The 26,376-nt window shown below is 72.0% G+C and carries 26 protein-coding genes; 18 read left to right on the top strand and 8 right to left on the bottom strand.

All coding sequences use genetic code 11. From position 1 onward, the window contains the following. Positions 1-117: 117 nt before the first annotated feature. Positions 118-1,470 (bottom strand): MFS transporter, encoded by a 1,353-nt coding sequence (locus tag ASF18_RS21920; RefSeq protein WP_056213162.1) that lies wholly within the window; start codon positions 1,468-1,470, stop codon positions 118-120. Continuing rightward, entirely contained in the window at positions 1,467-2,297 is an 831-nt protein-coding gene (locus ASF18_RS21915) for a PRC-barrel domain-containing protein (protein WP_056355356.1), read from the bottom strand. Before ASF18_RS21915 ends, ASF18_RS21920 begins: the two co-directional genes overlap by 4 nt. A 421-nt stretch (positions 2,298-2,718) precedes the next feature. On the opposite strand from ASF18_RS21915, the gene ASF18_RS21910 reads away from it, so the two are divergent. The 4 genes from ASF18_RS21910 (at position 2,719) to ASF18_RS21895 (ending at position 7,836) form a co-directional block, all read left to right on the top strand. Beyond that, entirely contained in the window at positions 2,719-3,096 is a 378-nt protein-coding gene (locus ASF18_RS21910; RefSeq protein WP_056213166.1) for a hypothetical protein, read from the top strand. A gap of 539 nt (positions 3,097-3,635) precedes the next feature. Next, positions 3,636-4,376, top strand: a complete 741-nt coding sequence (aqpZ, locus tag ASF18_RS21905) for an aquaporin Z (protein ID WP_056355468.1) — start codon at positions 3,636-3,638, stop codon at positions 4,374-4,376. Between the two features lie 236 nt (positions 4,377-4,612). Then, positions 4,613-6,769, top strand: coding sequence for an FUSC family protein (locus ASF18_RS21900; RefSeq protein ID WP_244472808.1), 2,157 nt, complete (start codon positions 4,613-4,615; stop codon positions 6,767-6,769). A 392-nt stretch (positions 6,770-7,161) separates the two neighbouring features. Then, positions 7,162-7,836: a response regulator transcription factor gene (locus ASF18_RS21895; protein WP_056213171.1), complete on the top strand. Its 675-nt coding sequence runs from the start codon at positions 7,162-7,164 to the stop codon at positions 7,834-7,836. Positions 7,837-7,954: 118 nt separating this feature from the next. On the opposite strand, the gene ASF18_RS21890 is transcribed toward ASF18_RS21895, so the two are convergent. Continuing rightward, complete coding sequence (locus tag ASF18_RS21890) at positions 7,955-9,358, bottom strand: flagellin (RefSeq protein WP_056274226.1); 1,404 nt, start codon at positions 9,356-9,358, stop codon at positions 7,955-7,957. 333 nt (positions 9,359-9,691) lie between these two features. After that, on the bottom strand, positions 9,692-9,985 hold the full coding sequence (locus ASF18_RS21885; RefSeq protein WP_056213176.1) for a PilZ domain-containing protein: 294 nt from the start codon (positions 9,983-9,985) through the stop codon (positions 9,692-9,694). Positions 9,986-10,125: 140 nt separating this feature from the next. On the opposite strand from ASF18_RS21885, the gene ASF18_RS21880 reads away from it, so the two are divergent. The 11 genes from ASF18_RS21880 to ASF18_RS21830 all read left to right on the top strand — a co-directional run bounded on the left by ASF18_RS21880 (position 10,126) and on the right by ASF18_RS21830 (position 19,872). Further along, complete coding sequence (locus ASF18_RS21880) at positions 10,126-10,677, top strand: hypothetical protein (protein ID WP_056213179.1); 552 nt, start codon at positions 10,126-10,128, stop codon at positions 10,675-10,677. Positions 10,678-10,846: 169 nt separating this feature from the next. Next, on the top strand, positions 10,847-11,623 hold the full coding sequence (locus ASF18_RS21875) for a DUF1217 domain-containing protein (protein ID WP_056213182.1): 777 nt from the start codon (positions 10,847-10,849) through the stop codon (positions 11,621-11,623). Positions 11,624-11,629: 6 nt separating this feature from the next. After that, the gene (gene flgF, locus ASF18_RS21870; protein WP_056274212.1) at positions 11,630-12,355 is read left to right on the top strand and encodes a flagellar basal-body rod protein FlgF; all 726 of its coding nucleotides are present in this window, start codon (positions 11,630-11,632) and stop codon (positions 12,353-12,355) included. Between the two features lie 4 nt (positions 12,356-12,359). Beyond that, positions 12,360-13,685: a flagellar protein export ATPase FliI gene (fliI, locus tag ASF18_RS21865; protein ID WP_056213188.1), complete on the top strand. Its 1,326-nt coding sequence runs from the start codon at positions 12,360-12,362 to the stop codon at positions 13,683-13,685. Between the two features lie 142 nt (positions 13,686-13,827). Further along, the gene (locus ASF18_RS21860) at positions 13,828-15,066 is read left to right on the top strand and encodes a flagellar hook protein FlgE (RefSeq protein WP_056274209.1); all 1,239 of its coding nucleotides are present in this window, start codon (positions 13,828-13,830) and stop codon (positions 15,064-15,066) included. Positions 15,067-15,191: 125 nt separating this feature from the next. Next, positions 15,192-17,087 carry a flagellar hook-associated protein FlgK gene (gene flgK, locus ASF18_RS24980; RefSeq protein WP_056355351.1) on the top strand — a complete coding sequence of 632 codons (1,896 nt, stop codon included), beginning with the start codon at positions 15,192-15,194 and terminating at the stop codon, positions 17,085-17,087. 5 nt (positions 17,088-17,092) lie between these two features. Then, positions 17,093-18,142 carry a flagellar hook-associated family protein gene (locus tag ASF18_RS21850; protein ID WP_056274202.1) on the top strand — a complete coding sequence of 350 codons (1,050 nt, stop codon included), beginning with the start codon at positions 17,093-17,095 and terminating at the stop codon, positions 18,140-18,142. Positions 18,143-18,284: 142 nt separating this feature from the next. Next, positions 18,285-18,632 (top strand): flagellar biosynthesis regulator FlaF, encoded by a 348-nt coding sequence (gene flaF, locus ASF18_RS21845; RefSeq protein ID WP_056213195.1) that lies wholly within the window; start codon positions 18,285-18,287, stop codon positions 18,630-18,632. Positions 18,633-18,640: 8 nt separating this feature from the next. After that, the gene (gene flbT / locus ASF18_RS21840; RefSeq protein ID WP_082487877.1) at positions 18,641-19,102 is read left to right on the top strand and encodes a flagellar biosynthesis repressor FlbT; all 462 of its coding nucleotides are present in this window, start codon (positions 18,641-18,643) and stop codon (positions 19,100-19,102) included. Between the two features lie 28 nt (positions 19,103-19,130). Continuing rightward, on the top strand, positions 19,131-19,550 hold the full coding sequence (flgD, locus tag ASF18_RS21835; protein WP_056213421.1) for a flagellar hook assembly protein FlgD: 420 nt from the start codon (positions 19,131-19,133) through the stop codon (positions 19,548-19,550). A gap of 55 nt (positions 19,551-19,605) precedes the next feature. After that, complete coding sequence (locus ASF18_RS21830; RefSeq protein WP_056181443.1) at positions 19,606-19,872, top strand: flagellar biosynthetic protein FliQ; 267 nt, start codon at positions 19,606-19,608, stop codon at positions 19,870-19,872. On the opposite strand, the gene ASF18_RS21825 is transcribed toward ASF18_RS21830, so the two are convergent. Genes ASF18_RS21825 through ASF18_RS21810 form a run of 4 tightly spaced genes read right to left on the bottom strand, consistent with a single transcriptional unit; the run spans position 19,845 to position 22,793 of the window. After that, a complete protein-coding gene (locus ASF18_RS21825) occupies positions 19,845-20,627 on the bottom strand; it encodes a 5-oxoprolinase subunit PxpA (protein ID WP_082487887.1) in 783 nt (260 codons plus the stop codon). The two genes, ASF18_RS21830 and ASF18_RS21825, sit on opposite strands and share 28 nt — an antisense overlap. Before the next feature lie 49 nt (positions 20,628-20,676). Further along, positions 20,677-21,732, bottom strand: coding sequence for a biotin-dependent carboxyltransferase family protein (locus tag ASF18_RS21820; protein WP_056355347.1), 1,056 nt, complete (start codon positions 21,730-21,732; stop codon positions 20,677-20,679). Continuing rightward, a complete protein-coding gene (locus ASF18_RS21815; RefSeq protein WP_056355344.1) occupies positions 21,732-22,493 on the bottom strand; it encodes an allophanate hydrolase subunit 1 in 762 nt (253 codons plus the stop codon). The genes ASF18_RS21820 and ASF18_RS21815 overlap by 1 nt, the downstream gene beginning before the upstream one ends. Positions 22,494-22,541: 48 nt before the next feature. Further along, positions 22,542-22,793: a hypothetical protein gene (locus tag ASF18_RS21810; RefSeq protein WP_056213202.1), complete on the bottom strand. Its 252-nt coding sequence runs from the start codon at positions 22,791-22,793 to the stop codon at positions 22,542-22,544. Between the two features lie 247 nt (positions 22,794-23,040). On the opposite strand from ASF18_RS21810, the gene flhA reads away from it, so the two are divergent. The 3 genes from flhA to ASF18_RS21795 are packed head-to-tail and all read left to right on the top strand — an operon-like array spanning position 23,041 to position 26,295. Then, positions 23,041-25,122: a flagellar biosynthesis protein FlhA gene (gene flhA / locus ASF18_RS21805; protein ID WP_056213205.1), complete on the top strand. Its 2,082-nt coding sequence runs from the start codon at positions 23,041-23,043 to the stop codon at positions 25,120-25,122. Then, entirely contained in the window at positions 25,119-25,889 is a 771-nt protein-coding gene (gene fliR / locus ASF18_RS21800) for a flagellar biosynthesis protein FliR (protein WP_056213207.1), read from the top strand. Before flhA ends, fliR begins: the two co-directional genes overlap by 4 nt. Positions 25,890-25,893: 4 nt before the next feature. Then, complete coding sequence (locus ASF18_RS21795; RefSeq protein ID WP_056355340.1) at positions 25,894-26,295, top strand: hypothetical protein; 402 nt, start codon at positions 25,894-25,896, stop codon at positions 26,293-26,295. Positions 26,296-26,376 lie beyond the last annotated feature (81 nt).

Below are 26,376 nucleotides of genomic sequence, written 5' to 3'. Positions count from 1 at the left end.
ACGCAAGCGTTGCAGTGTCTGGCGGAGGTTTGCGCGTTTTAGCGTGCAAACCTGAACGTCGCTTGAGCGGCAAGCGAATTCGATGCCGCCCGGATCCGTCCGCGGACCCGCCCGAGGTTACACCGCGGGGTCGCGGCGCGTCTCGGGCATGATGAGCGCCACGAGGGCGAAGGCCGCGAAGCCCACGATCGCGAGGCCCAGGAACGCGGTGTGGCTGCCGAGCCGATCCGCCATCACGCCGGCGAGCGAAGTGGACAGGGCGGCGCCGATGCCCATGGCGGTGCCGACCGCGCCGAGGGCGAGGTTGAAGTGGCCGGTCTTGCGGGTGGCGTCCGAGACCACGAGGGGCACCATCACGCCGAACACCGCCGCCGAGATGCCGTCGAAGACCTGCACCGCCACGAGGAGTTCCGGGCTGTCGACGTAGGCGAAGAGCAGCCCGCGGATCGGCAGGGCGGCGAAGCCGAGGAGCAGCAGCGGGCGGCGGCCCCAGCGCTCGGCCAGCCGCCCGATGGTGGGCGCCGACACCGCAAGGACGACCTGGGGCACCACGATGCAGGCGGCGATCAGCGCCGTGGCGGTCTCGCTGGCCCGCAGGGTCAGCATGCTGCCCACGAGCGGCAGCATCGCCGCGTTGGCGAGGAAGAACAGGGTCATGCAGGCGCCGAAGCACAGGAGCGCGCGATTGGTGAGGAGGGCGCGCAGGCCGGCCTCGCCCTGGCCCGCGCCGGCGGTCCCGCTCGCCTTGACGTGGGCCGGCCCGTCGATCTCCTCCGGCCGGATCCGCGACAGCGCGATCAGGGTCGGCACCATCAGGGCGGCGGTCAGGTAGAACACCGCGTCGTTCGAGAGGTAGTAGCCGCAGGCGCCCATGCCGGCGGCGGCCACGGCATTGCCGAGGGCCGAGAAGCTGGCATTGCGGCCCAGCCGCTCGCCCGCCCGGGCATGCCCGACGAGGCCGATGCTGATCGCCGCGATGGCGGGGGTGAGGATGCAGCTCGCCGCCGAGTGGGCAGCCATGGCCAGGAGCACGACGAGGAAGTTCGGCCACATCGCCAGCGCGAAGGCGCTCAGCGCGATGGCCACGACCGAGAAGCCGGCGGCGAACCGGCGCGCGTGCACCGCGTCCACGAAGGCGCCGCCGGGCACCTGGCCGAGCAGGCTCACGAGGCTCCCGACGGTCAGCGCGAAGCCGATATCGGACTGCGTCCACTTCGCCTGGGTGAAGTAGACGGCCAGGAACGGGCCGAAGCCGGTCTGGAGGTTCGCCACGAAGAACGCGAACCCGTCGAGGCCGCGCGTGCTCCGGCGCGAGATCACCTTCATGTCGGCCGGGTTCTCCGCTGCCGTCGCCGACGGGGCGTCGTCCGTGAGGGCGTCGCGGCGCGGGAGCGGCCGCGGCCGGAACTCCGGACGCGCCACCTCCCGCGGCTTGAGGGCCCGGCGATCCTTCGGAAGCGGGACCGTCATCGATCCGGCGACTTCTCGGCCGGTTTGTCCGGCGCTTTCTCAGGCGCCGGCGCGGCGACCGGGGCGGGCGGCATCGTGGCGGCGGGCGCGGTCGTCGGGGCGGGACCGGCGGCCGGAGGCGACGCGACGGGCGCCGGCGGCGCGAGCGGACCCTGGACCGGGGCCGCCGCCTGCTCGCCCTCGGCCGGGGCGGCCGGGCTCGCCGGGCCGAGCACCACGATCGGCTCGCCCGGCTTGTATTCCGGCGAGACGCGGACCTGGTTGCGGCTGAGCTGGAGCACCGGCCGGCTCGCCTTGCCGTCGGTGGTGAAGCGCATGGCGCGCCAGTCCACCGCGATCTTGCGGGAGCCGACGCCGAGGAAGCCGCCGAAATCGATGATGGCCGCGCGCGGACGCCCGTCCTTGTCGAGGATGATGTCGATGATCCGCCCCATATCCTCGCCGGTGGAGCTGCGCACGGCCTTGCCGAGGACGCCCTCGTAATCCTGGGTGTCGAGAACGGTGGCGGGCGTGCCCGTCGCGGGCGCCCCGGCGGCGGGCGCGCTCGGCGCGGGCGGGCCGGCCACGGGCGGCGTCCCGGGCGCCGCCGGCTGGGCGGGCGCCGGGGCAGGAACCGGAGCGGGTTGCGCGGGCCCTTGAACCGGCTGCACTTGAGCCGGCTGCGCTTGGGTTGACGGCGCCGGAGTCGGGACCGGGGCGGACGCCGGCGGCGTGGACGAGCCCGTCGTCACCTCGCCGGAGCTCGGCGCGGCGTCCTTGCCCGGCGCGGCCGGGGTCTCGGCGGCCGCGGAGGCGGCCAACAGGGTGATCGTCGCAGTGGCGATCATCCGGACAGTTCTGAACACGCGCGTTCCCCGAATGGTGCGTCTCCCCGGCCTGACACAATGGAAGCTTGGGCGGCGGGTTCCGCCTGACGGGCGGTTCCGGCCTCATTGCGCGTGGACCAAGGCGAAGTTGTGGATGGGCGGCAGGAAGGGACGCGCGAGCGGCGGCCCTTCCTGCCGATCCCCGGGGAGGGATGAAACGGACCCCGGGGACAGCAGGACGACGCGATCGCGCGCAAGAAACGGACCGGGCTGCAACCGATCTGGGTTCCGAGACCAGCACTCTGGCACCGGGCCAAGCGTGGCCGCAATCCTCTTGCGCACCGGAGCGTGTCTGGTTTTCGACAAATCTGCGTCGTACAGAGGCGAATAGCTTGCGTGGGCGTCCGAATGCGGTCGCCGGTGTTACCGAGGACCAGACCCGATGTCTCTTCCGTCCAGAGCCTGCGCCGTCGCGCTCGTTGCCGCCGCGCTCGCCGGGTGCCAAGCGCTCGGCGGCGGCGGCGGCGTGATGCCCGAGACGGAGGTCGGGCCGCCGCCCTCCATGCGCGGCGCGGTGCCGGGTCCCCAGCGCAGCCGCTCCGCCGAGGTCGACCCCGACGGGGGCCCGCTGCAGACCGCGCCGACGCGCCGCCTCAACCTGCCGAGCTCCGCCGGCGGCCAGAGCCGCGCTGCCGCGAACGAGGAGCGTCGGATCCGCCGCGAGGACATCGAGGGCGAGACCACGAGCCGGTCGAGCTCCGGCGGTCTCGCCCCCCAGATGGGGCAGGGCGGCAGCGTCGGTCTCGGCGGCAAGTTCTGACGACCGGGTTCGTTCTGACGACCGGGACCTGAGGGCCGAGGTCGGAACGGAACGTCCACGTCCGAAGGTCCGGCCCCGCGACGCCGCCCAGCCTCGCGGGGGCCGGATTCGCGCGGGTGTCGCGCCGCGTCGGGGCGCGCCTCCAGACCCCGAACCGAAACCCGCGGAGGCTCCGGCCCTTACCCGACGGGAGTGCGAGGAGATCCGCGCGGCGTCCGAACAATGCGGACCCGACGCCGTGCCTGATGGACGTCACCCCGTGGGGGATGACCCGCGCGCCGGCCTTCCCCCGATCCTGTTCAGTCTTCGGTCCGGTTCGTGGTCGCCGACAACTGCAGCACGAAAGTTTTCGGCCCTGGTCGGATGCGTGACAATTTGATTGTCCGGCGTCGTTGCTGTCGTCCTGCGACTGTGTAATCCTGAGATGGTGCGCCGCTCGCGCGGCGGCGGAGGAGATTCGGTCTCGCGTCGTGCCGGCGATGGCGGCGAACCCGCCATGGGACGAGTGCCTCGCGACCCTGCGAGCGGGAGGCATCGTCATGGATCACGATACGATGCGGCGGGCGACCGCCGAGTTCTTCGGAACGTTCTGGCTGACCTTCGGCGGCTGCGGCGCCGCGATCCTGTCGGCCGCCTTCCCCGAACTCGGGATCGGCTTCCTCGGGGTCGCCCTGGCCTTCGGACTGACGGTGCTGACGATGGCCTACGCGGTGGGGCACATCTCCGGCGGGCACTTCAATCCGGCCGTGACCCTCGGGCTGTGGTCGGCCCATCGCTGCGCCAACCGGCACGTCCTGCCCTACATCGTCGCCCAGGTGACGGGCGCGCTCCTGGCGGCGGGCGTTCTCTATTCCATCGCCTCGGGCAAGGCCGGCTGGGTCCCGAACGAGTTCGCGGCGAACGGCTACGGAGATCTCAGCCCGGGCAGATACAACCTCGCGGCCTGCCTCGTCACCGAGGTCCTGACGACGTTCTTCTTCCTCGTCATCATCGTCGGCACCACCTCGAAGGGGGCTGCGACGGGCTTTGCCGGCATCCCGATCGGGTTCGCCCTGGTGCTGATCCACCTGATCTCGATCCCGGTGACCAACACGTCGGTCAATCCGGCGCGCAGCACCGGTCCGGCCCTGATCGCGGGCGGCGAATACGTGGCGCAGCTCTGGCTGTTCTGGCTCGCGCCGATCGTCGGTGCGATGGCGGCGGGCGCCATGACGCGCTGGCTCTATGAGCCCGCGGACGTCGTGGACACGACGGTGGTCGAGAAGGGCAGCGCGATCTGACCCCGGCCACCGGCGCCGGGCGCTGCGGGCGACGGAAGGCTCCCGCGTCACGCAGGGCTCCCGTGCCGAGCCCGGCGGTTCCACGCGGGGCGCAGACGCCCTAGATCGCGGAGGTATGGCGGGCCTGCGCCCGCCGGGAGTCCCCCTCGTCCGCGATGCCCTCCTCTTCCGCCCGGTCCGCTCCCGGCCCGTCCGATCCCGCCCCGACCGGCCCCGCGGCCGGCCGACGCCGGCGGATGCGCGCGGCCGCCTTCCTGCGGGGGCGCGGGACGCTGACCAATCCGGGGCTCGACCTCACGCGCCTGCCGATCGGCCTCGACCCCCGCGGCCTCAGCCTCGTCGACGGGGTGCGGGCGGCCCTGGCCTTCGGCCTCGTCATCCTGCTGCACGAATGGTTTCCCTGGCCGCCGCTCCTCACCGTGGCGCTCGCCGCGAATCTCGCGTGCTTCGCCGATGCGGGCGGGCCGATGCGCTCGCGCCTCCTCGTGCTCACGGTCTTCTCCCTCCTCGGCGGAATGATCTGGGGGCTGTTCGGCCTGATGCAGCCGCTGGGGCCGGTGCCGGTGGTGCCGCTCGCCGGCATCGTCATCTTCGGCTGCACCTATGCCCGGGTCTGGGGGGTGCAGGCCCAGGCCGCCGGCAACGTCCTGGTCCTCGTCCTGTGCTTCGCCCTGGACCGGCCGCTCACGCCCGACCAGGCCCTGGTGGCCGGGCTGGTCTTCACCGCCGGAGGCCTCTGGGCGACGCTGCTGGCGCTCCTCCTGTGGCGGCTTCACCCTTATCGCCCGACGCATCGCGCGGTGGCCGAGGTCTGGCGCCGCCTGACCCGCCTCTGCGACGATCTCGAGGACCTCGCCTCCCTGGCCTGGCCGGAGACGCTCGAGACCAGGATCGCCCCCCGGGGCGGCGCCCGCCAGATCTTCGACCGCCAGACCTTCGACCTGCAGGCCTTCGACCGCCACGCCCGGGCCCATCGCCGGGGCGTGCGCGAGGCGATCGAGCAGGCCCGCACGGTGATCGTCGACCTCGCCCGCAGCCGCGAGCGCATCTCCGACCGCACGGCCCAGGCCCTGATCCGCCTGGAGGCGGCCGAGCAGATCTTCGCCGCCCTGATCGCGGTCTCGGACCTGATCGAGGGCGAGCCGGACCCGCGCCGGCGCCGCATGGTCCGCCGCTTCCTGCGCCGCCTGCGTCCGCTCCTCGGGGTGATCGCGCGGGCCATCCGCGACGACAGCGTGATCGACCTCGCCCGCCTGGACCGGGCGATCGACCGCAGCACCCGGCGCCTCGCCCATGACCGCGGGCTGCACGATCTCGCCACCCGCATCCTCGACCGCGTCCGCATCGGCGCCAAGCTCTCGACGCCGGACGGCTACCGGCCCGGCGGCGCCTTGCTGGGCCGGGCGAGCCTCCCCCTCGGGACCCGGCTCCTCGGGCCGCTCAGCACCAACTTCACCGTCGCCTCCGCCAACCTGCGCCACGCCGTGCGCGCCACCGTGGTGGCGGCCCCCGCCCTCTGGGCGACCCTGGTCTGGGCCGGACCGTTCGCCCACTGGCTCACCATGACGGTGGTGCTGACGATGCAGCCGTTCTACGCCGCCACCTGGCAGCGGGCCCTGGAGCGGATCGGCGGCACGGTGCTCGGCGGCCTGATCGGGGCCATTCTCGCGAGCTTCGCCACCTCGCCCCTGGCCCTGGCCGCCCTGGTCTTTCCCTTGAGCATCATCGGCTTTGCCGCCCGGCAGGTCAGCTACGGCGTCTTCATCGCCTGCCTGACCCCGCTCGTGGTCCTCCTCGTCGAGGTGGTGGAACCCGGGCACGGCTCCTGGGAGGTGGCGGGCATGCGCGCCCTCCTCACCCTCCTCGGCGGCCTGATCGCGGTGGCGAGCGCCCTCGTGCTCTGGCCGATCTGGGAGCCCGACCAGGTGCGCCTCGAGCTGCGCAGGGCGGTGCGGGCCCATGCGGCCTTCGCCCGGGCGGTTCTCTGCGCCGGACCCGAGGCGGAGGCCAGCGGCCTGCGGGCCCAGGCCGCCCGGGGCGCCGGCCTCGCCCTCAACGACCTCGAAGCCGCGCTCGCCCGCGCCCTGCAGCAGCCCCGGGCCGGGCGACACCCGCAGGTGGAATCCGCCATGGTGGCGGACGCCACCCTGCGGCGGATCTCGGCCCGCCTCACGGCCCTGCGCTACGCCGTCGAGGTGGCCGAACCCGAGGCCCTCGCGGCCTGGAGCGGCTGGATCACCGCGACCCTGGCGAGCCTCGGGGGCGAAGGCGAGCAGACGCCACCGCCCATGCCCGACGTGCCTCGCAGCGAAGGCCTGACCCGCCTTGTCGCCCAGATCGAACTGCTGGGCGAGACCCTGGCACCCGCCGCGGCGCGGAGCGCCCGCGGGTAGGCGCCGGCCCATCGTCCGGCGCCCCCGACCAGGCCCGCCGTCCGGCCGCACGATTCGTGCGGTGCGGCGCGCGTGTCGGGCCGCTCGCGAAACCGTGATCGATTTGCCACATCCGGCCCGTCCGAGGCCGTCCCTGGTATCCCAGAGGCCCGAAAATCGGACCGGGATCACAGGACGCCGAACCACTTAATCCAAAATTAACCATTTCCTTAAAGAAACATTTCCAACGCAAGGCGACGGACGGCAGCGAATAGATCCTCTTCAAGAGAGGCCGCTGCGAAGTCATAATCAAGTAAAACCTGGATGCCAAGGGCGAACAACGAAGTCGCTCCGCTTCCAAGGTGATCGTCCGGTGGGCTTGCAGAACAGTTCGTTTTCGGCGGGGCGCTGAAATGTATATCGTTGTCGATGAGAGGCACTCGGTGGCCGCCGAGTACGTGGCGGGCTTCAACGCGCAGGCGGTTCCGGCACGCAGCACGAATGCGGACGACTTCCTGGCCTGGCTCGCCGGAAACCCGGCCGATGCTCTCCAGGGGATCGTGCTCGGCGAATGCGCTGATCGCGCCAGCCGGACCGCCAGGATCCGCAGCTTTTCCCAGGCGCCCATCATCGCCCTCAACGAGACCCGCTCCCTGGAGCAGACCCTCGACCTCTTCACCGCCGGCATCGACGACGTCGTGCGCCGCCCGGTCCATGTCCGCGAGATCCTGGCGCGGGCCGAGGCGATCCGCCGGCGCGGCATCCGCGGCGAGATCCAGGCGCCCGCCGCCCAGGATCGCAGCGGCCGCCTCAAGGTGTTCTCCGACGGCCGCGACCCCGAGATCGACGGGATCAGCCTGATCCTGCCGCGCCGCGAGCGGCACATCCTCGAGTATTTCGCCGGCCATCGCGGCCGGCAGCTCAGCCGGGCGCAGATCTTCACCGCGGTCTATGCCGACCACGGCACCGACGTCGAGGAGAGCGTGGTCGAGGGCCACATCAGCAAGCTGCGCAAGAAGCTGCGGATGCGCCTCGGCTACGACCCGATCGAGGCCAAGCGGCTGGCCGGCTACACCTTCGTGGGCTGATCCGCGCCTGGGTCCCGCCGCGGTCGCGCACCCTCCGGAATGCAAAAGGCCACGCCTCCTCGCGGAGGCGTGGCCTGTCTTGCGTGGAGCGCCCCGGAGTTCCGGGGCGCCGTTCGGCTCAGCGGAAGAGCGAGAGGACGTTCTGGCTCGCGGCGTTGGCGATGCTGAGGGCCTGCACGCCGAGCTGCTGCTGGGTCTGCAGGGCCTTGAGCTTCGTGGACTCCTCCTCGATGTCGGCATCGACGAGGGTGCCGATCGTCCGGTCGTTGGCCTTCATCAGGGTGTCGATGAACGACTTCTGGCCGTCGATCTGGGTCTTGTTGGCACCGAGCTTGGTGCCGGCATCGGTGACCTTGGCGATCGCCTTGTCGACCATGTTGATGATGCTGCTGAGGTCGGCGTCGCCGGCGGTCCCGACCAGTTTCGAGATGTCGAAATCGGCGACGGTGTAGTTACCCGTGACCCCTGGGGTGGTGTAGGTGCCGCCGGCCGTGTCCAGGATACCCTTGCTCACCACCGTGGTCGCATCCGTGCCGGTTGCCAACTTTCCGGTGGCCGTCGCGCCACCGTAGCCGAGGTCGACGGTGTTGGCTGCGGTGGTGTTCACCTGGAGGGACTCCGGCGAACCGACCGTGCTCCGGGTAAACGTGAGGCGGCCCTGCGTGTCGAGACCGGCGGTGACCTTGCCGGCCAGATCGACTGAGCCGGCGATCTGGTTGTTGATCGCCGAGAGCAGCTCATCGGTGGTCACGCGGGCCAGGTTCGAGACCGCCGAGGTGAGGCTGGCCTTGTTGAGCGTGATCACGGCCGCGGTGGCGGAGCCGTCCACGCGGATGTCCAGCGCGACCGTGGCGGCGCCCGAGAAATCGGCCGTGCCCCGGTTCGCGGGCGTTGCGTCCGCCGGACGGAAGGCCGCCAGACCGGTCATCGTCTGGGAGCCGAACACCTGGGCGGCCGTGCCCGGCACGTCCACGCTGGTGCCCGCGTTGGCGTCGTAGAGCTTGATCTCGTTGACGTTGATCTTGACCGTCGAGAACGCGATGTCGCCGTCAGCCTCACGCGAGAACCCGGCGATGACCAGGCGATCCTTCTGATAGGTCGATGCGGAGGAATCGACCGAGAGCCAGTTCTGGCCGCTCGACACCGACGACTTGGCGGTGCTGTCCATCTTGTTCTGGATGGCGTCGATTTCGACCTGCACCTTGGCGCGGTCGACGCCGGGCTGCAGGGCCGTCTGCAGCTTGGCGCGCATGTTCTGCAGATCGGAGATCGCGGAGTTCAGGCCGTTGTAGGCGGTGTCCACCGCCGAGGAGCCGAGGCCGAGGGAGTCCTTCACGGCCCCGAGCGAGGCGTTGTCGGTGCGGACCGTGGTGGCGATCGACCAGTAGGCGGCGTTGTCCGCGGCGCTCGAGACGCGCTGGCCGGTCGAGACCCGGTTGCTGGTCATGTCGAGCTGGGTGTTGATGCTTTTCAGGGTCGTCAACGCCGTCATGGCGGCGTTGTTGGTCAGCAGGCTGGTCATTGCGAGGATGTCCGGTTGGCAGGAATTGCAAGGAATTCGTGTGCGTAGCCGAGCAATACGCCCCGAGGGCTAAAGATCTCTCTCAGGAGAGGTCGAGTATTGCTTCATACATCCCGGAGTTTCACCGGACCGGTGGGGCGACATCATGTCTATAGGTCCACGAAACCTATCCACCGCGCTCGTATCGAGGGGCTTCCGTCCCGATCCGGGACAGTCGCTTGCCGATGAGGCGACTATGCCCGGTCCGGCTTAGCAGGAGCTTAAGGCCGATCGCCCGGGCCTGTGCCCGGATGTGCCGCAGGCCCGCGGGACGCACCCCCGCGGGGGACGGTTTCAGTCCTGGGCCAGGAAGGTCACGCCGGCGAAGTCGGCGCGCTGCCAGCGCAGCCGGACCGCGACGGTCCGGAGTTCGTGGCCGGCGATGACGAGATCGAAGCGCTCGGGCAGGGGGGTCGGGCGCGGCAGGCGCAGGCTCGCGCCCTTCGGCGAGAGGTCCCGGACGATGCAGGGCACCAGGCTCTCCGGGCCGAGGACGATGCGGCCCTGCTGCATCACGCGGAAGCGCTTCGGCGAGGGCGTGCGCGCGGGCCGGTCTCCCCGGGCAACCGCCTCCTGCCAATCCGCCATCGTCCCGCCGTCCCGTCCGCGACCTGCGGGCAGGCTTAACAGCGGGTTTCCGGACTGTCGATCCGGGCCGGATCTTAACGGCTTGGTAACTATAACATGTGAGTGTTTTGGCTCGTCCGCCGGCTCCCCTTGCGATGGCCATGACCCCGACCTTCTCCCGTCGCGCCGCCACCCCGCTCTCGCCGCGTCCCGGCTACACCCGTCCCTCCGCCGGGGCCGAGATCCTGCGCCGGTCCCGGGCGGCCGCCGTGGAGCGCGCCGCCGTCGGACTCTGCCTCGGCCTCGCCGTGGTTTCGGGCACCTTCGCGGCCTTCGCGATCACGGGCGCCTCGAACACCTATTCGGTCCAGCCGTTCCTGCCGGCGGTGGGCGGCGGCTTCGCCTGGAAGCGGACGGCGACCCCCGTCCGCGAGGCGGCCCTCGACCTCGATCCGACCACCACCGGCGCGCTGCCCGATCCCGTCCCGCCGCGCGCCGACGAGCCGCGGGGCGACTCCGCCGCGAAGGCACGGGGCTACGTCCTGCGCCGGGTGACGGAGGGCGCGGCCCTGGTGGAAGGCCCCGAGGGCCTGCGCCAGGTGGTGCCGGGCGCCGTCCTGCCGGGCGCGGGCCGCATCCTCTCCATCCGCGCCACCGGGTCCGGCTGGGTCGTGATCACCTCGGAGACGATCATCGGGCCGACCCCGCTGTGACGGCCGCCCGCGGCCCGGTCTCGGCGCCAGCCTCCGGCAAGCCCCGCGGCCTAGGCCGGACGGGGGCCGCCCCGGCTCCGTTCCGCGACGCCTCGGGCGCCCGGCCGTCCCGCCCCTCTCTTTGCAATCCGGCGATGCCACCGCGCCGCACGAGCGATCGCGCCCTGCCATGACGAGCACCTTCACGAGCTACCGCCTGATCGCCCGCGACCTCGACGGCACCCTGGCGCGCAAGGCCGCGCAGCCCGACGTCGCCCGCGAGACCGCCTACTACAAGGCGAAGATCGGCGACGTGAAATCCATCGACGATTTTCTCGGCGACCGGCGCCTCTACGCCTACGCGATGAAGGCCTACGGCCTGGAGGACATGACCTACGCCAAGGCCTTCATGCGCAAGGTGCTGACCGAAGGGGTCTCGGATTCGAAAGCCTTCGCCAACCGCCTCGCCGACGACCGCTACGTCGCCTTCGCCAAGGCCTTCGACTTCAACACCTACGGCGCCTTCACGACGACGCTGCCCGCCGCCACCACGGACACCACCGCCGCCTACCTGCGCCAGAGCCTGGAGACCGATGCGGGCAGCGAGGATGCCGGCGTGCGTCTCGCCCTGTACTTCGCCCGCATGGCGCCCACCGTCTCCTCGGGCTACGGCGTTCTGGGCGATCCGGCGCTGTCGCAGGTGGTCAAGACCGTCCTGGGCCTGCCCGACAGTTCCAGCGCGGACGGCATCGCCGGCCAGGCGGCGATCATCGAGAAGCGGGTGGATCTCGCGAGCTTCAAGGACCCGGACAAGCTGCAGCGCTTCGTGCAGCGCTTCACCGCGATCTGGGATGCCCAGAACAACGCGGCGTCGGCCCCCGTCCTCAACCTGTTCGCCGATTCCACCGCGCAGGGCCTCGACGCGAGTCTGCTCCTCAGCCTCCAGCGCATTCGTTTCGGGAGCTGAGGCGCCATGCAGAACGCCCTCTACGTCTCGCTCTCGGCGCAGATCGCCCTCGACAAGCGGCTGAACGCGGTCGCCAACAACGTCGCCAACCTGTCCACCAGCGGCTACCGCGCCGAGGACACCAAGTTCACCGCGCTCCTCGCCCAGGCCACCAAGGGCGCCGTCGCCTTCGCCTCCTCCGGCGACACCTACATCTCCCAGCGGGCCGGGCCGACGATCAAGACGGACAGCCCCCTCGACGTGGCGGTCCAGGGCGAGGCTTGGTTCGCGGTGCGGGGCGCCAAGGGCCCCGTCTATACCCGCGACGGCCGCATGACGATGGACGCGCTGGGCCAGCTGCGCAGCCTCACCGGCCAGCCGATGCTGGATCCCGGCGGCGCGCCGATCCTGCTCGATCCGCAGGCCGGCCCGCCCACCATCGGGCGCGACGGCAGCGTCTCGCAGGGCATCAACCAGGTCGGGGCCATCGGCCTCTTCACCCTCGACCCGAAGACCACGCTCACCCGCGCCGAGCCGAACGGCGTCAGCACCAGCCTGCCGGCGGTCCCGGTGCAGGACTTCACCCGCATGGGCATGGTCCAGGGCTATGTCGAGGGCGCCAACGTCAACCCGGTGCTGGAGATGACGAAGCTCATCACCATCCAGCGCGCCTTCGAGAGCGCGGCGACGCTCAGCGCCGAGACCGAGACCACCTTCTCCGGGGCGATCCGCTCCCTGAGCCCCCAGGGCTGAGCCGATGCCCGATCTCCTCGACCGCCTCGGCGCGGCCCTGGCGAGGGGCCGCGAGGCCCTGCCCCTGGTGCGCGTCGGCGGGCCGATCCAGGAGGTCACCGCCAGCGCGGCCCGCGTCGCCGGCGTGGCGCCGTTCATGACCCTCGGCGACCGCATGGGCTTCCTGGCCAACGGCCGCGAGCAGATCGGCGAGGTCGTGCGCGTGGATGCGGGCGGCGTGACCGTGAAGCCGTTCGATTCCCGGATCGAGGCCGGGATCGGAACCCTGGCCTATCGCCTCGGCGACCCGACCCTGCGCCCGGACCCGAGCTGGAAGGGCCGGGTGATCGATGCCCTCGGGCGCCCCATCGACGGCCTCGGCGACCTCGTCCCGGGCGCCCGCGCCGTGCCGCTGGAAGCCGCCCCGCCCCCCGCCATGGAGCGGGCGCGGGTGACGCAGCCCCTGCGCACCGGGGTTCGCGCCCTCGACCTGTTCACCCCCCTCTGCCTCGGCCAGCGCATCGGCATCTTCGCCGGCTCCGGCGTCGGCAAGTCGACCCTGCTGGCGATGCTGGCCGGGGCCACCGGCTTCGACAGCGTCGTCGTCGCCCTGGTGGGCGAGCGCGGCCGCGAGGTGCGCGAATTCCTGGACGGCGCGATGGCGCCCAACCGGGCCCGGTCCGTCATCGTCGTCTCCACCGGGGACGAGAGCCCGATGATGCGCCGTCAGGCGCCCAAGATGGCGCTCGCCATCGCGGAATCGTTTCGCGACGCCGGCGAATCCGTGCTGCTCATCGTGGATTCCGTCACGCGCTACGCCCACGCGGCCCGCGACGTCGCCCTGGCGGCCGGCGAGCCCGCGGTGGCGCGGGGCTATCCGCCGAGCGTGTTCTCCGACCTGCCCCGCCTCCTCGAGCGGGCCGGCCCCGGCCTCGACGGCGCCGGCACCATCACGGGCGTGTTCTCGGTGCTCGTCGACGGCGACGACCACAACGACCCGGTGGCGGATTCGATCCGCGGCACCCTCGACGGGCACGTGGTCCTCGACCGGGCCATCGCCGAGCAGGGCCGCTATCCGGCCGTGCACCTCCTCGGGTCGATCTCGCGCCTGGCCTCCGAAGTCTGGACGCCCGAGCAGCGCGAGCTCGTCCGGCGCCTCAAGGCCATGATGGCCCGGTTCGAGGAGACCCGCGACCTGCGCCTGATGGGCGGCTACCGCACCGGCGAGGATGCCGAGCTCGACCAGGCCATCCTCCTTGTGCCGCGGATCTACGAGGCCCTGCGTCAGGAACCCGGCATGGCGGCGAGCCAGGACGCGTTCCTGGAGCTCGCGCAGTTCCTGCGGACGTGAGGCCGATCATGCCGCCCGCTGCCCCATCCGCCCCGTTCCGTCCCCCGCACGCGCGGCCACCCAGCCCCGCGCAAGCCTGCCTTCCTTTAGTGCCCGCCACACCGTCGCGCCGCGCCGCGATCCCCCTCTTCGAGGTGACGTCATGAGTCTCATCAGCGTTTTGCGCACCGGCGTCTCCGGCATGAATGCGCAGTCGAACCGCATCTCCACCGTCGCCGAGAACGTCCAGAACTCGAGCACCACGGGCTACAAGCGCTCGGCGGCCGAGTTCTCGTCCCTGCTGATCGATGGCGGCTCCACGGCGAACTACACCTCCGGCGCGGTCGAGACCACGATCCGCCGGTCGATCGGCACCCAGGGCCCGGTCACCTTCACGTCCTCGAAGACCGACCTCGCCATCCAGGGCAACGGCTTCTTCGTGGTGCAGGACGACAACAAGGCGTCCTACCTGACCCGCGCCGGCAACTTCGTGGTGGACGGGCCGACGGGCAACCTCGTCAACGCCGGCGGCTTCACGCTGATGGGCTACAGCCTCGTCGACGGCCAGGCGCCGACCCCCGCCCTCAACAGCACCGACGGGCTGGTGCCCGTGAACATGGCGAGCCTCGGCCTCCGGGCGTCGCCCTCCACCAAGGCGACGATGGGCGGCAACCTCGCGGCCGACACGCCGACGCTCGGCGGAACCGTGTCGCCGACGAACTACTCGAAGAAGACCTCGCTCGTCACCTACGACAAGCTCGGCAACAGCGTCACCCTCGACATCTACCTGAAGCACACGCCCGCGGACGCGACCGCCACTCCGCCGGTCCTCCCCAACACCTGGACCGCCTCGGTCTATGGACCGGACCAGACGGCCCTGACCGCGCCGATCCAGTTCGTCTTCAACGCCGACGGCAAGCTGTCCGGCCCGACCACCGCGAGCTTCACGATTCCCGGGGGCGAGCCCTTCACCCTCGACATGAGCGGCATGACGCAGCTCGCCGGCGCCGACGCCCTCAAGGGCACCGCCAACGGCAAGGCGCCCTCGGCCGTGACCGGCACCGAATTCGGCCCGGACGGCCTCGTCTACGCGACCTACGCCGACGGCACCCGCCTCGAGGCCTTCAAGATCCCGATCGCCGAAGTGAAGAGCCCCGACAATCTCGATCCGCGCGCCGGCAACGTCTACCTGCCGTCGCTGAACTCCGGCGACCTCCAGATCGGCTTCGCCGGTCTCGGCGGCCTCGGCACCCTCAAGGCGAGCGCCCTGGAGCAGTCCAACGTCGACGTCAGCACCGAGCTGACCTCGATGATCGAGTCGCAGACCGTCTACACCGCCAACTCGAAGGTGTTCATGACCGGCAACGAGCTGCTCGAGACCCTGATGAACCTCAAGCGCTGAGGCCACGCCGGAGCCCGGCGCCGGACTCCGGCACCGGGCTCAGGGCCTCGAAGCCCCGTCCGCCGCGCCCCCCGGTGCGGCGGCGCCCGCCGCCCACCACCCGCCCGCTTTCCAGGACACACCCGATGGGCCTCGCCCTCGCCCTCAACTCCGCCCGGACCTCGCTGCTCGCGACCTCGACGCAGATCGCCGTCGCCGCGCGCAACACGGCCGGGGCGAGCGATCCGTTCTACACCCGCAAGATCGCCAACCTGGTGGCGGCCGGCGGGGGCAGCGCGGTCTCGATCCAGCGGGCCACCGACGTCGCCCTGTTCGACCGCAAGCTCGCCGGAACCTCCTCCGTGGCCGCGAGCGAGGCCGTGCTCGACGGTCTCGCCACCCTTCAGGGCACCATCGGCGACACCGGCGACGGCACCTCTCCGGCTGCGCGCCTCGGGGCCCTCAACGCGGCCCTGAAGGCCGCGGCCAACCAGCCCGACGACGTGGCGCTGGCGCGCGACGCGGTCGACCGGGCGCGCGACCTCGCGACGAGCCTGAACAGCAGCGCGGCGGCCGTCGAGACCGTACGCGAGCAGGCCGATGCCGGCCTCGCCGAGTCGGTCGTGCGCATCAACGACCTCCTGTCCCAGTTCGAGGCCGCCAACCGGGTCGTGACCCGCGGCACCGCGAACGGCAGCGACGTGACCGACGCCCTCGACGACCGCGACCGCATCCTCGCCGGCCTGTCCCAGGAGATCGGCATCTCCACGGTCGTGCGCGCCGGCAACGACGTCGCGATCTACACCGACAGCGGCGTCCCCCTGTTCGAGCGCAGCGCCCGGCGCGTCGCCTTCACGCCCACCGCCGCCTTCCCGGCCGGCACCACCGGGGCCGCCGTCATCGTCGACGGCGTGCCGGTGACGGGGGCCGATTCCCCGATGCCGGTGCAGTCCGGCCGCATCGCCGGCCTGGCGGAACTGCGCGACGGCGTGGCGACCCGCTACGAATCCCAGCTCGACGGGATCGCCGCCAGCCTCATCGACGCCTTCGCCGAGACCGGGACCCGCGTCCTGAACCAAGCGACGCGCCAGGTGAGCGCCCTCGGCGCCCTCGCCACGACGGAGGCGTTCCGCCCGGGGGGCGCCGCGGGCACGGCCGGGACGGCGGATCTCGGCGGCGCCAACGAAGTGGCGTTCGCCCTTAGCCTCGCCGACGGCTCCGCCGTCAAGATCGTGCTGAACGCGAGCACGATGGCGGGTGCGGCCGCCGACCCGTCCCGGGTGACCCCGGCCGAGCTCGTCGCTGCGATCAACGGCCGGATCGCCGCCGACACCGCGACGCCGTCGCTCTCCGGCAAGGTCACCGCCGCCCTCGACGGCGCCGGGCGCCTCACCTTCACCACCGCGGCGGCCTCGGGGGCCGCCGCGCAGCTCACCGTCCAGAACCTGGACGCCACGGCCGGCCGGACGCTGGTCGATGTCGGCTTCGGCGTCACGGGCGGGGTCCCCCCGCGGGCGGCCGGCCTGTTCGCGGCGGATGCCGGCGGGTCGGTGCCGAGCGGTCCCTTCGCCGCCACCGGGCTGGCCGCCCGGCTCCGGGTCAACGCCTCGGTCGATCCGCAGCGCGGCGGCGACGTCGCGCTGCTGCGGGACGGCGGCATCGCGGGGGCCGATTACCGGTCGAACCCGGCGGCCAGCGGCGGCACCGCCTTCGCGGGCCGCCTGCGGACGCTGGCCTCGGTCCTGACGGCCGACCGCGCCTTCAACGCCTCGGCGGACCTTCCCAGCCGCGGCAGCCTCCAGGATTTCGCCACGGCGTCCGTGGGCTGGCTCGCGGGCAAGCGGCAGGCCGCCACCGCGGAGTCGAACTACCAGTCGACGCTGCTCGCCCGCGCCTCCGACGCCTATTCGAACGCCACCGGCGTCAACACCGACGACGAGACGGCGACGACCCTCGCGCTCGAACGGTCCTACACCGCCTCGGCCAAGCTGCTGACCCTGGTGAACGATCTCCTGAAAACCCTGATGGACGCGGTGCGATAGACCCCATGCGGACCAACGCCCTCTCCACCCTGAGCTTCTGGAACACGCCGCGCATCGGCGTGGCCCGCATGCAGTCCGACATGGCGCAGGCCAACCAGGAGATCGTCACCGGCCGTTATGCCGATGTCGGCCTGGCGCTCGGCAGCCGCACCGGCCTCGCCGTCGGGCTGCGCCAGAAGAGCGCCGAGCTCGCCGCCCTGCGCGACAGCAACAACGCCGCGAGCCTCCGGCTCGGCACCTCGCAGGCCGTCCTGAAGCAGATCCAGGACGGGGCCGACGCCACCCTGACGGCGCTGACGGGCGTCCCCGAGGACAAGCGGGCCGGCGTCCTCAAGGACATGGCGGCGAACCGGCTCGGCACCCTGACCGCGCTCCTCAACACCTCCGCGGGCGGCCAGTACGTCTTCGGCGGCACCCGGACCGCCGCGGCGCCGATGTCCACCTACGCGACGAGTCCGGCCTCCCCGGCGAAGACCGCCGTCGACGCGGCCTTCCGCGCGGCCTTCGGGCTGTCGCAGGACAGCGCCGGCGTGAGCGCGATCACGGAGGGCGACATGGCGGCCTTCCTCGACGGGCCGGCCTTCCAGGGCCTGTTCGCCGAAGCGTCGTGGGGGACGACCTGGTCCGCGGCCGGCACCGCGCCCCTGACCAACCAGATCTCGCTCAGCGAGACGGTGGAGACGTCGGCGAGCGCCAACGCACCGGCCCTGCGCAAGCTCGCCATGGCCTACGTGATGGCCTCCGAACTCGGGTCCGCGAACCTCTCGGCGGCCGCCCAGGGCGTCCTGACCACGCGGGTCGCCGGGCTGCTGGGCGAGGCGAGCAAGGGCCTGATCACGCTCCAGGCCGATCTCGGCCGCTCGCAGGCCGCGATCGCGGCGGCCAACACCCGGCTCGAGTCGCAGACCTCGCTGCTCGACGCCCAGATCATGGACATGGAGGGCGTGGACCGGGCCGAGGCCAAGACCCGGGTCGACCGCCTGTCGACGCAGGTGCAGATCTCCTACGCCCTGACCGCGCAGCTGCGGCAGCTCTCCCTCGTCAACTACCTCTAGCGCGGCGCGGGGCCCGGACGACCGAGCCCCGTCACGACCCGGCGGCGGGCGCCTTCCCGGAAGGCCCCGTCGGCCCCAACGGCTCATCGGTCCGATCCGCGCCCCGGCGCGGCGGGCCGCGGATACACGGGACAGGACCGATATGTACCAGTTTTCCTACGCCGAGATCCTGGAGGAGGCCCCGGCCATCGCGCGCGAGCGCGAGCGCGCCGCCTTCGACCGGGCGCTCGACCTGCTGCGCATCGCCGACCGGCCCGATGCCCAGCAGCCGGATCGCGCCATGGCGGCCGGCTTCCTGCAGAGCCTCTGGGGCGTGCTCATCGAGGACCTCCAGAGCGAGGAGAACGGCCTGCCGCCGGACCTGCGCGCCGACCTCGTCTCCATCGGCCTGTGGAGCATGCACGAGGCCAACGCCGTCATCGCCGAGCCCGACCGCGCCCTGTCGGCGCTCATCGCGGTCAACACCTCGATCCGGGACGGCCTGCGGTGAGCCGGACCATGCGCCTGTCCTTGCGCGCCGGCGAGCGCGTCTACGTGAACGGCGCGGTCCTGCGCGTCGATCGGAAGGTCTCCCTGGAGCTTCTGAACGACGCGACCTTCCTGCTCGAGACCCACGTGCTGCAGGCGGAGGCGGCGACCACGCCCCTGCGCCAGCTCTACTTCGCGGTCCAGGCGCTGGTGATCGATCCGGCCAACGCGGACGGCGCCCGCGAGCTCTGCCGCACCCTGCAGGCAGGTCTCCTCGCCGTCGTCGCCGATCCGGAGATCCGCGAGGGCGTCCTCGGCGCCGGCCGGCTCGTCGAGGCGGGCCGGCTGATCGAGGCGCTCAAGCTGATCCGCGGGCTCTACGCGGCGGAAGCCGCCCTCATGGCCGCCCCCTCGGCCGCCCCCGCTCCGGTAGGGGCCGCCGCACCGGTGCTGCGGGCCGCGCCCGTCGTATCCCCCGTCCACCCGGCCTGACCGGGCCATCGAACCAGGAGGCCCGCCGATGAGCGTCGCCAGCGTCCCCAGCACGGCCACATCCCAGACGGCCGCCACCGCCGCCGCCACCAAGTCCGCGACCGGCATCGCCGCCTCGATGAACGCCGACACCTTCCTCACCCTGCTGATGACGCAGCTGAAGAACCAGGATCCGACGAAGCCGATGGATTCCACGGCCTATGTCAGCGAGCTGGCGACCTTCTCGCAGGTGGAGCAGGCGACCAAGACCAACACCAAGCTCGACTCGCTGCTCTCCTCGAGCTTCCTGTCGCAGGCCGACCAGATCATCGGCCGCACCATCACGTCCTCGGACGGCACGGTCACGGGCGAGGTCCAGTCCGTGAAGATCACCAGCGAGGGCGCCCTGGCCCGCCTCACCAACGGCCAGGACGTGCTCCTGGCGCAGGGCATTTCCCTGTCGCAGTGACGGCGTTCCGGCGTAGAGTGGACGCGAAACCCCACAGGACAAGGCCGCTCCCCGGATGAACGAGGTCGACGCCCTCGAACTCGTGCGCGCCGCGATCTGGACCGTGATCGTCGCGGCGGGACCCGCGATCGGCGCCGCGATGCTGATCGGCATCCTGGTGGCGCTGCTCCAGGCGCTGACCCAGATCCAGGAGGTGACGCTCACCTTCGTGCCCAAGATCGTGGTGATCCTGCTGGTGCTCCTCGTGACCAGCTCCTTCATCGGGGCGCAGATCTACACCTTCGCCGAGGCCACCTACGGGCGCATCGTCACCGGGTTCTGACCGAGGCCCCGCAGGACGATCCCGGCCGTCTCCAGCCGCGCCCGCACCGCCCGCGCCAGGCCCACCGCATGCGCGCTGTCGCCGTGCACGCAGACCGAGTCGATCCGCGTCGGCAGCAGGGAGCCCTCCGCCGTGAGGAGGCCGCCGGCCTGCACCATCGCCAGGACCCGGTCCGCCGCCGCCTCGGCCTGCGTGATGAGCGCGCCGGGCTGGCCGCGCGGGATCAGCTGGCCCGCCTCTGTGTAGCCGCGGTCGGCGAAGATCTCCGCATGGACGGCCAGGCCCGCCGCCTCGCCGGCCGCGACCTGCTCGGTCCGGGCGATGGCCAGGAGGCCGAGGGCGGGATCGACCGCGCGCACCGCCCGCGCGATCGCATCCGCCACGTCTCGCTCCGCCGCCGCGCGGTTGGCCAGCGCCCCGTGCGCCTTGACGTAGGTCAGGCGATGGCCCGCCAGGGCGGCCAGCGCCTGCGCGGCGCCGACCTGGTAGGCGACCTGCCGCTCGATCTCGGCCGGGCCGAACGGCATCGGCCGGCGCCCGAAGCCCGCAAGGTCGGGAAAGCCCGGATGCGCCCCCACGGCGACGCCCCGCGCCCGCGCCAGGGCGAAGGTCTCGGCCATGATCTCGGGGTCGCCGGCATGGAAGCCGCAGGCGACGTTGGCCGAGGTCACCAGGGCGAGCATCGCTGCATCGTCGCCGCAGCGATAGGCGCCGAAGCCTTCCCCCAGATCGGCATTCAGGTCGATGGTCGGCATCTGGCGCATCCCCGGCTCGGCGCGACCCCCGGCCGCTGGCGGCGCGATCCTAACCGACGACGCCGTCGATGAGGTTGGTCCCGAGCAGGAATTCGGACGGGAAGTCGGTGCGCAGGACGGGCTGGCGCGGGATGTCGGGGATCAGGGCGTCGCGCTCCGCCCGCCGCGCCGCCACCGCCTGCGCGCGGTCGACGGCGGCGAAGCGCAACGCCGTGCCCGCCTGGGCCTGGGCCAGGCGGCCGAGATCGGCGCCGATCACCGTGGCGATCTTCGGGTAGCCGCCGGTGGGCTGGCGGTCGGCCATGAGCACCAGGGGCTGGCCCGAGCCCGGGACCTGGATCGCCCCCATGGCGATGCCGTCGGAGACGATGTCGTGGGTCCGAGCCCGGAGGGACGGGCCCTCGAGGAAGCTGGCCATGCGGTCCCCGCGCGGGCCGATCCGCCAGGGACCCGCCAGGAAGGTCTCGATGGCGGACGCCTCGAACAGATCGTCCTGCGGTCCGAGGACGACGCGGATCACGTCCGGCGGCCGATGCAGCCAGGGCGCCGCGAGGCGGCACGGGTCGCCGACCGAGGCGCGCGCAGCCCGGACCGCGAGGGCGTCGCCCGCCCGCAGGCCGCGACCGTGCAGGCCGCCGAGCCCGGAGCGGGTGTGGGTCGCCGTCGAGCCCAGCACCGGCGCCACGGCGATCTCGCCCGCCACCGCCAGGCTGCACCAGGCCCCGGCCCGGCCCGCCCGCAGGGTGAGCCGCGCGCCCGGCCGCAGGGTGAGGGCGACGGCGCCGGGCAGGGGGCGCCCGTCGAGGTCGATGCGCAGGTCGCCCCCCGCCAGGGCGACGTCGAGGGCGGTCGCCTCCGCCGTGAGCGACAATCCACCGAGGGAGACCTCGATGGCGGTGGCGCCCGGGGGATTGTCGAGGGCGCGGTTGGCGGTGGCGTGGGCGAGGGGATCCATCGGCCCGGCCGGCGTGATGCCGTAGCGGAGATAGCCGTGCCGGCCGGCATCCTGCAGGGTGACGCCCGCCCCGGCCGAGAGGATCCGGAGCGTGGCCCGCGCCGTCACGGGCTCCTCCTTCACGGGCTCTTCCGTCACGGGTCCGTCCATCACGGGTCCCTCTGCGCGAGGATCTCCCCGCGCGCCGCGCGGGCCTCGAGGGCCGCGAAGGTGGCCGCGTCGATCGGCTCGAAGCGCAAGCCGTCGCCGGGCTCGACGAGGAAGCTCTGCGGGCGGGCCTCGGAATAGAGCCGCTCCGGGGTCCGGCCGACGACGTACCAGCCCGTGGGCATCGGGACGGTCGCCACCGCCGCGAGGCCGCCGCCCACCAGGAGGGCGTTGGCGGGATGGGGCGGGCGCGGCGTCCGGCGGCGGGGAATCGCGAGGGCCTCCGGCAGGCCGCCCAGATAGGCGAAGCCCGGCGCGAAGCCGTACATGTAGACCCGGTAGGTGCCGCTTGCGTGACGCGCGGCCACATCCGCGGGCGCCAGGCCGGCCCAGTCGGCGACCGCCCCGAGATCCTCCGCCAAATCCTCCGCCAAGGCCGGATCGTAGCAGCAGGGCAGCGTCCAGGTGCGGCCGGGGCGCGATCCTGCCGGGGGCCGGTCGAGGAGGCCGCCCACCCGGGCCGCGAGGGCGTCGCGGTCGAGCACCAGCGGGTCGTAGTGGATCATCAGCGAGCGATAGGTCGGCACCGTCTCCAGCATGCCGGCGACCGGGTCCTGCGCCAGGGCCGCGTCCAGGGCGAGCACCCGCGCGTTCAGGGCCGGATCGACCCGCGCGCCGAACTCGACGACGAGCGCCGCCTCGCCGGCATCGCGGAACCGGACGGCGTCCGGATCGGTCGGCGTGCTGGCCTCGGCCTGCGACACGGGGTGATCCTGAGACGGTTGCGGCGGGGGGCCCAGCGCGGCCGGCCCTCAGCGGGTGGACTTCTTCTCGCGCTGGTAGGACCGGATCGCCCGGGCGCAGTCCGGCGAGAGCTTGCGCAGGTTTTGCCGGAAGCAGGCCTCGACCTCCGGTCCGCCGGGGGGATGCATGCTGCAGTGCTCGAGGTAGTCCCCGGTGCAGGAGAGCTTGAGCAGCTCGCGGATCGGCGTGGGTTCGGCCGACGCGGTGCCCGAAACCAGGACGGCACCGAGGAGGGGGAGGACGAGGCGTAGATCAGGCATGGGGCGATCGGGACTTTCCAGGGACACGGGACGGGCGACGCCCGCTGGGTTCGAAATCCCAACGCGCGGCGCCGATGCAGACAATGATCTTAGCACGCGCGCACCCGCGCGGCGGAATCGACGTCCCCTCAACGCGCGTCGCGCCCGTTCGGTCGCGTCTCCGAGGCCGTGCCCGATGCCAGGCGACCCTCGCGCAAGCTTGCGGCGCGACAAGCCCGTGTTGATTCACGGGGGTTGAGGATCCGCCATGGCGGCAAGCGCCACGATCGCAGGAGAGCGCCGGTCCCAGAGGGACATCGGGTTCGCGGCGGGCATCGTCGCCATCCTGGCGATCCTGTTCCTGCCGGTGCCGGCGATCCTGCTCGACATCGGGCTCGCCTTCTCGATCGCCCTGTCGGTGCTGATCCTGATGGTGGCCCTCTGGATCAAGAAGCCGCTGGAATTCTCGGCCTTCCCCACCGTCCTGCTGATCGCGACCCTGCTGCGCCTGGCCCTCGGCATCGCCACCACCCGGTTGATCCTGGCCAACGGCCAGCACGGCGTGTCGGCGGCCGGCCACGTCATCCAGGGCTTCTCGCAGTTCGTGATGAGCGGCGACTTCGTCATCGGAATCGTGGTCTTCCTGATCCTGATCACGGTGAACTTCCTCGTCATCACCAAGGGCGCCACCCGCATCGCCGAGGTGGGCGCGCGCTTCACCCTCGACGCGATCCCCGGCAAGCAGATGGCGATCGACGCCGACCTGAACGCGGGCCTGATCGACGACAAGGAGGCCCAGCACCGCCGGCGCGAGCTGGAGGAGGAGAGCGCCTTCTTCGGCTCCATGGACGGCGCCTCGAAGTTCGTGCGCGGCGAGGCCATCGCCTCCCTCATCACCATCGCCGTCAACGTGTTCGGCGGCATCATCATCGGCACCACCCGCCACGGCATGCCGCTGGGCCAGGCGGCCGACGTGTTCACCAAGCTCTCGGTGGGCGACGGCCTCGTCTCGCAGATCCCCGCCCTGATCGTCTCGCTGGCCGCCGGCCTCCTGGTCTCGAAGGGCGGCACGCGGGGCACCGCCGAGCAGGCGGTGATGGGCCAGCTCGGGGCCTACCCGCGCGCCCTCTCGGTGGCCGCGGCCCTCATGTTCCTGTTCGCCCTGGTGCCGGGCCTGCCCTTCGTGCCCTTCATGGCGCTCTCCGGGCTGATGGCCTTCACCGCCTACGCGATCCCGAAGAAGCTCGCCGCCCAGAAGGCGATCGTCGATGCCAAGGCGGAGGCCGAGGAGGAGAAGAAGCAGGTCGCGCTACGCGAATCCGTCAAGGAGTCGCTGAAGACCCCGGAGATCGAGCTCTGCCTCGGGCGCCAGATCGCGGCCCAGGTCCAGGGGACGCAGTCCGAGCTGTCGCACCGGGTCGCCAAGATGCGCCGCAAGTTCGCGCGCCAGTACGGCTTCGTCGTGCCCGACATCAAGCTCACCGACAGCCTGGCCGTGCCGCCGAAATGCTACCAGATCCTCATCCACGGCACCGTGGTGGCGACCCAGGAACTGCGCCCGGGCGAGCTCCTCGTGGTCACCGGCGACGGGCCCGTGCCGGACGTGCCGAGCGACGAGGTCCGCGAGCCCGCCTTCGGCATGAAGGCGCGCTGGGTCCTCGACGCCTATGCGGGCGAAGTGCGGCGCGGCGGCTTCGAGCCCATCGACGGCTCCTCCGTGCTGCTGACCCACCTCTCCGAGGTCATCCGCAACAACCTGCCCACGCTCCTGTCCTACAAGGACATGCGCAACCTGCTCGACCGGCTCGACCCCGAGTACAAGCGCCTGCTCGACGAGATCTGCCCCTCGCAGATCTCCTATTCGGGCCTGCAGGCAGTACTCAAGCTCCTGCTCTCCGAGCGGGTCTCGATCCGAAACCTGCACCTCATCCTGGAGGCCGTGGCCGAGATCACGCCCCATGCCCGCCGGGCCGAGCAGATCGCCGAGCACGTCCGCATGCGCATCGCCCAGCAGATCTGCGGCGACCTCGCCGAGAACGGCGTGCTCGCGGTGCTGCGCCTCGGCAGCGCCTGGGACCTCTCCTTCCACCAGAGCCTGAAGCGCGACGGCAAGGGCGAGGTCATCGAGTTCGACATCGACCCGCGCCTCGTGGAGCAGTTCGGCACCGAGGCGTCGGAGGCGATCCGCAAGCAGATGCGCGAGACCCGCAACTTCGCCCTCGTGACCGCGCCGGACGCCCGCCCCTACGTGCGCATGATCATCGAGCGGCTCTATCCGACGCTCGCCGTCCTCTCGCACCTGGAGATCGCGCGCGGGGTCGAGATCCGCTCCCTCGGGACGATTTCGTGACGGCGCCGCTCCTGGCGGTGCTGGGCCCCGAGAGCTTTCTCGGGGTGTTCCTGATCTTCTGCCGGGTCGGCGCCTGCCTCCTCATCGTGCCGGGCTTCTCCAGTCCCCGCGTGCCCGCGCAGGTCCGCCTCCTGATCGCGCTGGCGGTCTCGCTCGCCCTGACCCCGATGCTGCTGCCCCTGTTCCAGGGCAAGCTCGCCGCGCAGGACCCCGGCGCCACCCTGGGCTGGATCGTCACCGAGAGCCTGACCGGCCTCGTCCTCGGCTTCCTCGGCCGGATCTACTACGTGGTCCTCGAGACCGTGGTGAACGCCGCCGCCACCATGGTGGGCTTCGGCGGCATGCCGGGGTCGGTGGCCGAGGGCATGGACCCGGTGCCGGCGGTGGAGGCGATGATCATGATGGCCGCCGCCGCCCTGCTGTTCGCCGCCGACCTGCACTGGGAGCTGTTCCGCGGCCTCGTCGATTCCTACGGCCGGATCCCGCCCGGCGAGGGCATCGGCTCGCAGGTCGCCCTGGTGCGCATCGTCGACCAGGTGACCACCGCCTTCGTGCTGGGCCTGCGCATCACCGCGCCGTTCCTCGTCTACGCGGTGGCGGTGAACCTGGCCGCCGGCTTCATCAACAAGCTCGTGCCGCAGATCCCGGTCTACTTCATCGCCACGCCGTTCATCATGGCCGGCGGCCTGATGCTGCTGTACCTCATCAGCAACGAGTTCATGATGCAGTTCGTCATGGGCTACTTCGACTACCTGCGCCGGGGCTGAGACCATGACCACCCGCCTCCGGCTCCTGCGCGCCCAGCGCCTGCTCAAGGTCCAGGAGCAGATGCGGGGCCTCGCCGAGCGCGACCTCGCCGCCAACCGCGCTCAGACCGCCCGCGTCGAGGCCGACCGGGCGGCCATGCTGGCCACCCTGGCCGGCGAGACCATGCACGGCCTGTTCCTCGACGCCGCCGCGCGGCGCCTGCGCGCCCTCGCCACGGAGGCGAGCGAACTCGGCGCGACCTCGACACGACTGTCTGAAATACTGAAGGCCCGCGGCCTCGCCGAAAAGCGCGCCGAGCGCCAGGCCGACAGCCTCCTGAAGCTGCGCGACCACGAGCGCGAGCAGCACGCCCTGCTCGAGCAGCTCGACCTCATGACCGCAGGCGGGGCAAGGCCGCTCGACTGATCCCCAGGCCACGATGCAAGCCTGCCGAAAGCCAGGGCGCCTATGCCTCCCAGGGACCGGCTCCCCGAACCCGCTGAAGCG

Origin of the sequence: Methylobacterium sp. Leaf89, from assembly GCF_001422215.1 — a bacterium.
Classification (GTDB): domain Bacteria; phylum Pseudomonadota; class Alphaproteobacteria; order Rhizobiales; family Beijerinckiaceae; genus Methylobacterium.
This window is presented reverse-complemented; position numbering and strand designations above follow the sequence as displayed.